The sequence below is a fragment of the Verrucosispora sp. SN26_14.1 genome, from assembly GCF_004307965.1.
In the GTDB taxonomy this organism is placed as follows: domain Bacteria; phylum Actinomycetota; class Actinomycetes; order Mycobacteriales; family Micromonosporaceae; genus Micromonospora.
On the sequence record NZ_SISL01000455.1, the window covers coordinates 1 to 4,667 of the forward strand.

At 74.4% G+C, this 4,667-nt stretch carries 5 protein-coding genes; all 5 read right to left on the minus strand.

The features are described from left to right. On the minus strand, positions 1 to 1,179 hold a 1,179-nt coding region (locus tag EYA84_RS26880), incomplete at its 3' end, for an FtsX-like permease family protein (protein ID WP_131056514.1). A gap of 2 nt (positions 1,180 to 1,181) precedes the next feature. Further along, positions 1,182 to 1,964 carry an ABC transporter ATP-binding protein gene (locus EYA84_RS26885; protein WP_131056515.1) on the minus strand — a complete coding sequence of 261 codons (783 nt, stop codon included), beginning with the start codon at positions 1,962 to 1,964 and terminating at the stop codon, positions 1,182 to 1,184. A 132-nt stretch (positions 1,965 to 2,096) separates the two neighbouring features. After that, positions 2,097 to 2,780, minus strand: a complete 684-nt coding sequence (locus tag EYA84_RS26890) for a response regulator transcription factor (protein ID WP_131056517.1) — start codon at positions 2,778 to 2,780, stop codon at positions 2,097 to 2,099. Further along, on the minus strand, positions 2,777 to 4,054 hold the full coding sequence (locus EYA84_RS26895; protein WP_131056519.1) for a sensor histidine kinase: 1,278 nt from the start codon (positions 4,052 to 4,054) through the stop codon (positions 2,777 to 2,779). The genes EYA84_RS26890 and EYA84_RS26895 overlap by 4 nt, the downstream gene beginning before the upstream one ends. Before the next feature lie 40 nt (positions 4,055 to 4,094). Continuing rightward, positions 4,095 to 4,667, minus strand: a 573-nt coding sequence (locus EYA84_RS26900; protein ID WP_131056521.1) for a DUF305 domain-containing protein, incomplete at its 5' end; no start/stop codon positions are given.

The following is a 4,667-nucleotide window of genomic DNA, read 5'->3' on the forward strand; positions in this document are numbered from 1 at the left end:
AGATGTGTATAAAGACAGGACATGCACGGCGGCGTCGGTGAGGGCGGTCACCGGCGCGACCCGGGTGCCCTGCCAGGCCGGTACGCACGCGGCGGCGACGGTGAGGGCGGTGCCGACGGCCAGGCTGCCCAGCACGGTGCCGGCGGTGACGGTCAGCTCACCGCTCAGCGGCATGTCCAGCCGTGACACCAGGGCGGTCAGCGCGGCGGCGAGTCCGGCCCCGGCCAGTACGCCGAGCGCCGAGGCGGCCAGGCCCACCACCGCCGACTCCAGCACGGCGGCCCGGAACACCTGTCCCCGGGTGGCCCCGACCAGGCGCAGCAGCGCGGTCCGACGGGTGCGCTGGGCCAGCACGATGGTGAAGGTGTTGGCGATGACGAAGGCCGCGACCATCACCGCCACCCCGGCGAAGGTGAGCAGCACCAGGTGGAACTGGTCCACGTCGCGGACCGCGTCGGCGACGGCGGCCTCCAGGATCTCCGCGCGGGTCCGCACGGTGGTGCCCGCCCCGGCGACGTCGGCGAGCCGGGCGGCCAGCTCGGTCCCGGTGATCCCGGGCTCGGCCGCGACCATGATCCGTCCGTACCCGGACAGGCCGGTCACGGCGAGCGCGTCGGCACCGACCATCCCGACGAACGGCCCGCCGATGTCGCGCGGGGTGTCGGCCACGTCGACCACACCGACCAGGGTGTACGGCTGGGCCGCCCCGGCGGCACCGCCGACGCGTACCGTGCCGCCGAGGCGGAACGACTGGTCGTCGACGGTCCGCCGGTCGAGCACCACCTCGCCGGCACGGGCGGGCAGTCGTCCGGTCACCACGTCGTAGGAGTGGAGCGCCGGATCGGTCGGCACGGCGGCGAGGACACCGAAGCCGAGCACCGGTCGCCCGTCCGCGCCGACCACTCCGGCGGTGTCGGTCAGTTCGCCCTCGGCGGCGCGGACCCCGTCGACCGCGCGGACCCGGTCGACCAGCGCCGGGTCGATCGGCTCCCGGTCGGCGTAGATCCCGGCGTCGGTGTGCCGGTCGAAGGTGCCGGCCCGGTCGTACGCGCCGGCCCGCATCCCGTCGACGAAGATCAGCGTGCCGGCGATGAAGGCCACGCCGAGCACCACGGCGAGGGTGGACATCACCATCCGGGCCGCCTCGGCACGCAGCGAACGCCATGTCAGCCGCAGCATGGTCACCGCCCCCGCGTCGACGCGGCGGCGGACGGGTCCAGGTGGGCGAGCACGTCGAGGACCAGCTCGGCGGTGGGCTCGGTCAACTCCCGGACCGGACGCCCGTCGGCGAGGAACACCACCCGGTCGGCGTACCCGGCGGCCACCGGGTCGTGGGTCACCATCACCACCGTCTGGCCGAGGCTGTCGACCGCTTCCCGCAGCAGCCGCAGCACCTCGGCCCCGGCCCGGGAGTCCAGGTTGCCGGTCGGTTCGTCGGCGAAGATCACCCAGGGTTTGGTGATCAGTGCCCGGGCCACCGCGACGCGCTGCTGCTGGCCGCCGGAGAGCTCGGCCGGACGGTGCCGGACCCGGTCGGTCAGCCCGACGGCGGCGACCACCTGACGCAGCCAGGCCGGGTCGGCCCGACGACCGGCGATGTCCAGCGGCAGCGTGATGTTCTCCGCCGCGCTGAGCGAGGGCAGCAGGTTGAACTTCTGGAACACGAAGCCGACCCGGTCCCGGCGCAGCAGGGTGAGCCGCCGGTCGTCCAGGCCGCCCAGTTCGGCGTCACCGACGTGCACCGTGCCCGCGGTGGGCCGGTCCAGACCGGCCAGGCAGTGCAGAAGCGTCGACTTGCCGGAACCGGAGGGTCCCATGATGGCGGTGAACCGGCCGGCGGCGACGTCGAGGTCGACCCGGTCGAGCGCGACGACGGCGGCCGGACCGGTGCCGTACCGCTTGGACAGGCCACGGGCGGTGACGGCGACACCGGCGACGGCGTGGACGGGTGGGGCGAGGGACACGTACGACTCCCCGTGCGGAGGACGGACCAGGACTCCTCCGACGCTAGGAAGTCCACCGCCCGGTCGAGATCAACCCGTGCGCTCGACCTCGGTACGCCGCAGGTCGTCCCGGACCGGGCGGACCCGTACGCCTCAGGTCGTACGCCGGTTCTCCGCGCCCGGGGTGACCAGCCCACTCTCGTACGCCACCACCACGGCCTGTACCCGGTCGCGCACGTCGAGCTTGGCCAGGATCCGCCCGACGTGGGTCTTCACGGTCGCCTCGGCGACGTGCACCCGGGTGGCGATCTCGGCGTTGGCCAGGCCCTCCGCGACCAGCAGCAGGATCTCCCGTTCCCGCTCGGTGAGCCGGGCCAGCCGGGGGTCCTCGCTGGGGCCGGCGCCGAGTTGTCCGGCGAACCGGTCGAGCAGACGTCGGGTGATCGACGGGGCCACCACCGAGTCGCCCTGGGCGACCACCCGGATCGCGGCGAGCAACTCCTCGGGCGGCACGTTCTTGAGCAGGAATCCGCTGGCACCCGCCCGCAACGCGGCGAAGGCGTCGGCCTCGGTGTCGAACGTGGTCAGCACCAGCACCCGGGGACCACCGGAGGGCTGGTCGGCGCAGAGCCGTCGGGTGGCCTCCACCCCGTCCATGGTGGGCATCCGGACGTCCATCACCACCACGTCGGCCTCGACGCGGGCGAGCAGCCGCAGGGCGTCGGCACCGTCGATCGCCTCACCGACCACCTCCAGGTCGGGCTGCGAGTCGAGCACCATCCGGAAACCGGCCCGGACCAGGGCCTGGTCGTCCACGATCACCACCCGGACCGTCATGCCGTGACCACCTCCGTCCCGGAGGACGAGGGTAACGGCAGCCGCGCCCGCAGCAGCCATCCCCCGGTCGGGCGGGGGCCGGCGGTGAGGCTGCCGTCGTACACCGAGACCCGCTCGCGCATGCCGACGAGTCCGTGACCGCCGGGCGGCGCGGGGGTGGCCGGGACGCGGCCCCGTCCGTCGTCGAGGACCTCGAGCACGACGGCGTCGGCGCGGTGCGCCAGGCTGACCTCGGCGGTGGCGCCGACCCCGGCGTGCTTGAGCGTGTTGGTCAACGCCTCCTGCACCAGCCGGTAGACGGTCAGGTCCAGAGCCGGCGGCAGTGGCGCGGAGTCGCCGGTGACGGTGTGGCGCACCTGGAGTCCGGCGGCGCGGAACCGCTCCAGCAGGGCGGGCAGTTCGGCGACGGAGGGACGCCGGTGGGTCGGCTCGGCGGGCTCCGGCACCCGGTCGGGCCCGGCCGACGGGTCCGGTGCCGCGTCGGGTCCGGCCGATGATCCCGGTGCCGGTTCGGGTCCGGTCGCCGGGTCCGGTCGGCTCGGTTCCCGCAGGACATCCACCAGCCGCCGCATGTCGGCCAACGCCTGTCGGCCGGTGTCCGCGACGATCCGGACCGCCTCCCGGGCCGCCTGCGGGTCCTTCTCGATGACGTACCGGGCGCCGTCCGCCTGCACGATCATGACCGCCATGCCGTGCGCCACCACGTCGTGCAGTTCACGCGCGATCCGGGTGCGTTCCTCGGCCACCGCCGCCCGCGACTGCGCCTCGCGCTCCCGTTCCAGGGTGGCTGCCCGTTCCTCCAGGCTGAGGACGTACAACCGGCGGGTCCGCACGTTCAGCGCCGCCAGCCAGACCGCGCCGACGACCAGACCGTAGAAGACGGCGGTGAACGCCCAGGCGACCTGGGACGGCGTCCGCGCCGCGGCGAACACCACCCCGACGGCGGCGACGACCCCGGCCAGCACGCCGTCGCGCAGCCGGTCGGCGTACTTGACCAGGCTGTAGAGGGCGATCAGCACCGCCACGTCGTACGGCAGGGGCGCCCAGTCGAGGGCGACCTGGACGTACGCCAGCACCGCCACGACCACCGTGACGCCGACCGGTCGCACCCGCCGCCACAGCAGCGCCACCGCCATGCCCAGCCCGAGCATGGTGCCGGGCCAACCGGCGTCGCTACCGGCGGTGGACGCCAACGCGAGCAGCGCCACGGCACCGGAGACCGCCACGTCGAAGGCGACCCCGCGCAGCGGGCGACCGAGGACCGTCGCTCTCATCGTCACCCAGCGTACGGGTGCCTCCGGGCCCGGCGGTCGGTCAGGGAGCGAGGTCGCGCATCCGGACGATCTCCACGCCCTGCTCGGTGGCGACCGAGGTGGCGAACTCCGACATCCGTTGGTCGAGGCCGACCTTGAGCAGGTCGGTCGCCATCACCACGGCACCCTCGTGGTGTTCGGTCATCATCCGCAGGAAGAGGCGGTCGAAGTCGACGCCCCGGGCGGCGGCGAGCCGACCCATCGCCTCGGGCGACTGCATGCCCTTCATCGTGGCGTGGTCGTGCCCGGACACCTCGCCGGAGAGGTGGCGCTCGGCGAGCCAGGCCCGCAGCACGCCGATCTCCGGTCGCTGGCCGGCCCGGATCCGGTCGGCCAGGGCGCGTACCCGGGGGTCGGCGGCCCGGTCCGGAGCGAGCGCCGCCATCTCCAGCGCCTGCTCGTGGTGCGGGATCATCATCCGCGCGAACCAGGCGTCGAGGGTGTTGAACCGCGGCGGCGAGTCGTCGCGCACCTCGGCGCCGGGGCGTTCGACGGCCGGTTCGCCGGGACGGCCGGGCACGATCACCAGCGGCGCGTCGGGATCCGCCGGCGACGGATCGACCGGGGGCGACGG

Excerpts from the sequence above, each read along its gene's own strand:
- EYA84_RS26890 (WP_131056517.1), bottom strand. The coding sequence starts at position 2,780 with ATGACGGTCCGGGTGGTGATCGTGGACGACCAGGCCCTGGTCCGGGCC.
- EYA84_RS26895 (WP_131056519.1), bottom strand. The coding sequence starts at position 4,054 with ATGAGAGCGACGGTCCTCGGTCGCCCGCTGCGCGGGGTCGCCTTCGAC.